Annotated in this window: 4 protein-coding genes and 1 pseudogene; all 5 read right to left on the bottom strand. The window is 51.1% G+C overall.

The features are described from left to right. Positions 1-1,075 (bottom strand): peptidoglycan-binding protein (locus EBB59_RS13070; protein ID WP_211327760.1); only part of this gene is annotated, 1,075 nt, incomplete at its 3' end. Positions 1,076-1,235: 160 nt separating this feature from the next. Then, positions 1,236-1,784: a hypothetical protein gene (locus tag EBB59_RS13065; RefSeq protein ID WP_147455618.1), complete on the bottom strand. Its 549-nt coding sequence runs from the start codon at positions 1,782-1,784 to the stop codon at positions 1,236-1,238. Between the two features lie 25 nt (positions 1,785-1,809). Next, positions 1,810-2,337 (bottom strand): DUF4189 domain-containing protein, encoded by a 528-nt coding sequence (locus tag EBB59_RS13060; protein ID WP_122102578.1) that lies wholly within the window; start codon positions 2,335-2,337, stop codon positions 1,810-1,812. 44 nt (positions 2,338-2,381) lie between these two features. Beyond that, the gene (locus tag EBB59_RS14600; RefSeq protein WP_425451837.1) at positions 2,382-2,861 is read right to left on the bottom strand and encodes a DUF4189 domain-containing protein; all 480 of its coding nucleotides are present in this window, start codon (positions 2,859-2,861) and stop codon (positions 2,382-2,384) included. Positions 2,862-2,890: 29 nt separating this feature from the next. Beyond that, positions 2,891-3,417 (bottom strand): annotated as a pseudogene (locus EBB59_RS13050) (type IV secretion system protein); the annotation flags it as partial.

The raw sequence follows: 3,417 nt of genomic DNA, 5'->3' as shown, positions 1-3,417 counted from the left end.
CTTGCAAGTCCACTCGGGCGCGCTGGGCCGGGTCGGGGCTGGTGCTCAGTACCCACACGTCATTGCCATTGACCAACACCTCACGCAGCTTGCTGGGATGGTCAACACCATTTTCCATGGCCTGCAAAGTGACGTTGGCCGTCACCCTCGGGTCGGTACCTGGGGGTAATTTTTCGGCAATGGCCCTGTACAGCATGTGATTCGGATGGTTGACCTCGGTGACGAACGGATGGGCCTTGGCGTGCTCCAGCGCCTTCAGAGTCTGCGGGCCAACGGTGCCGTCCACTGACAGGCCATGCGACTGCTGGAAGATGCGGACTGCATGTTCGGTGTTTTGGCCTTGAATACCATCCTGGGCCAGGGGTTTGCCGTCTTTGCCTAAGTAGCCGAGAGTAGCGAGTGCAGCTTGCGTTTCTTTTATCGCTTCTGCTTTGTTAACAGCAGACTGGCTATTCACTTCACCATACTGCTGAGTTTGAGTCGAACCGATCACGGAAGCCCAGGCATCTTTGGGCTGCATTCCCTTATCGATATTCTTCGAGTATTCCGCACGCATCGAATTTAAGGCATCAGCAGATTCCTGTAACGAAATATGCGCGCGATTCCCACTGCCGTAATGGCTTCGCATATCGCCCTTGCGAGGATCACTGAAACTCGCCCACTCACGTGAAAGCTCAAACTGAGCATTTTCCAACGTAGCACCGGGTTTCCCCGTGATATAGGCATAAATATCCGGGCGTTTGGTGACGATCAAATATTCGGAGAATATCCTGTCCTGAAGCTCGGGAGTGAACTTCTGACCACGATCCAATCCCATTGATCTGATCGCGCCATCCATAGTATCCGGAATGATTTGGTATTTCCCGACTGCAAAAATACGATCAGGGTCACGCCTACCAAGATGCTGCAAGTCAGACAACTGCCCGAGCGTCAGTGATGAGAAATCAATATCCCGATCAGCAGGAACTATGTATTTCTGCCCCTTCGAATTAACAGCAGTACCGCGATTGTAGGCGTTGTATCCAGCAACACCGGATTCGCCCTTGTGCATCAGGTCATACAGTGGATTACTCATTTTCAAGCTCCTTCTAGGCAAGATAGTTAATTGGCGGATTCCGACGACTCATCCTGAATGCAATCGGGCCATAGCGTGAGTCACGCCCCCCCTGATCGACTCTTGCGACTATCAATCAGAGCTTCATAGTGCGTCATGCACTATGTTTACGAGAAAACGGTTACTTCTGTTCAAACCCCCAGCCAGAGTATTGTAGGCGTGAGTCCTCGCCACGCACGCCCCAATCCTCCAACATCCCATAAGCGCTGACTTCAATAATCTTCCCAGTGATACCATGGCGGAATTTTGCCAAAACATTCCCGTCGCCACTGTAGGCTGATAGTTCTATCATTTCATTACATACCTTGCAGACTGCGGGGGCATCCAGTGCCGTGCATATATTCTTCCAGTCGCCACCAACAACATTCTCCTTGCAATTCAACGTAGCCATCGGCTCCCAGCCATTGGCAAGCAACTCCTCCCTCACATCCATATACGAAGAACCGGGAGAGAGTAATGTATCAAGCTGCTTTTTCATGCTATCCATTGAGTCCATATTCCTTTCTTTCTCTGGAGGCACCGTACCCCTTGTCGTCTCGGTATGCTCAACCACAGGAGACTGCTCTGCCACCGCCGCAGACTCACCCGCACACCCAGCCACAAGAAATGTGCATACAACTAGCAACAGGGTAAACAATAGCTTTAACATAAAATTATTTACTTTATTCATAAGCGGAAGGAGTGGTTAACTCAAGTTATTTCACTCGAACAGGGAGACTACAACCCGAATATTCGACCTTGCATACTCCTACCCCCCTCCTCGCGCACTTATTCATGGCTTCTTCTTCAGCCACTTGCACATCTATATTTATTCCGTAAGTAGCCCACTCATTTCCATATACAGCAGCTTGGCAGCCATTCTTCACCCATGAAACCACTTTACAATTACGGGTGCCGCATTGCTGCAATGCCATTCGCTCTGCCACCCGTTGACTTTTTTCCCCTTCAGAAAATCCGCTTTTGGCCTTATCATAATCGACAGCAATCGCACCAAACCTATTCCCCCAAACTTCCGTATATACCGGAGCCGGGTTCCCTTTCCCACCACTATTGATCGCCGAGGCTTCAGCCGGTGAACCGCAACGCCCTTGCCCTGGGATAGGCACTGCACCGGGAGGGCAGGGACCACTGGGGGGAGCCTGCGCATTAATCTCACTAGGAATGGCAAAAATAAAGAGCATCAAGACAACAAAAGTAGCCCCCTGTTTTTTATTGACAACCATCCTTGCTTCTCATTTATTCATGCGCAAAAAACGATTAATCTAGGCTATTTTACTCGAACGGGAAGACTGCAACCGCTATATTGAATCTCACACTGCCTCCCATCCGATTGACATCTAGCCATAGCTATATTCCTTGCCTCACCAATCGTTGAAGCAGTCCCATAGGAAACACCGCCCCCATATGCCGCCGCCTGACAGTAATTTCTTACTGAAGTCATAATTTTGCAATTAGATGTTCCACATAACTTCAGTGCCTTATCTTTAGCCCGCCGCTCTGATTTCTCATTTTCAACAGTACCACTTTTAGCAGAAATATAATCTACAGCAATCGCACCATAGCGATCCTCCCAAATTTCAGTATAGGCGGGTGTAGAGCTACCACTCCCCCCTCTATTAATTCCCGCAGCCTCCGCTGGCGAGCCGCAACGTCCCTGCCCTGGAATAGGCACAGCACCAGGGGGACAAGGGCCACTGGGCGGAGCCTGTGCCACCAAATAGCTGGAGAAACCAAATAGAGTAGCCATTATAATCAAACGGACTACACTTAATATCTTCATCTCGCAGACCCTCTATGTTGCTGCCCTTCGTACTTTTTAGTATCAGATACAGTTTCAGATGGAGCCATCTGGCTATTAGGTCGGGCAAAGGGATTTACAACATCACCTCCCTTCTCCGGCCCTTCTTCCCGTCCTATACCGTTAGATGCCGGCCTATACCCCCCGACCGGATTACCCGCCGCATCGCGCGCCTGGCCGCCGCTAGCACCAAACTGCGAGTACATCGTCACCGCCTGGCCCAGCGTGCCCTGGAAGAACATCGCCGCCATCGGCGGACAGGTGATCAGCATGATCGTCAGCACGATCCCCATCCCACCCTGCTGCATCGCAAGCGTATTCAATCCTTCCGAAGCGCCGTTGCCCTGCATGATCAAAGCGTACTTCACCGCCATCGCACCTCCTATCACCATCACCAGCTTCGTCGCCACGCCCACCATGAACGCCAGCACCGCCAACGAAAACGTCGTCCCTATCCCGTAATACAGCCACTTCGAGAATAGCTGCTTGGTCGATGGAAATATCA

Origin of the sequence: Solilutibacter pythonis (assembly GCF_003697345.1) — a bacterium.
GTDB classification, from domain to species: Bacteria; Pseudomonadota; Gammaproteobacteria; order Xanthomonadales; family Xanthomonadaceae; genus Solilutibacter; species Solilutibacter pythonis.
Note: the sequence above shows the minus strand (reverse complement) of the source record. Positions and strands in the feature narration are given on the sequence as shown.

Coding starts and splice junctions, on each gene's coding strand:
- EBB59_RS13065 (WP_147455618.1), bottom strand. CDS start 1,784: ATGAATAAAGTAAATAATTTTATGTTAAAGCTATTGTTTACCCTGTTG.
- EBB59_RS13060 (WP_122102578.1), bottom strand. CDS start 2,337: ATGGTTGTCAATAAAAAACAGGGGGCTACTTTTGTTGTCTTGATGCTC.
- EBB59_RS14600 (WP_425451837.1), bottom strand. CDS start 2,861: ATGGCTACTCTATTTGGTTTCTCCAGCTATTTGGTGGCACAGGCTCCG.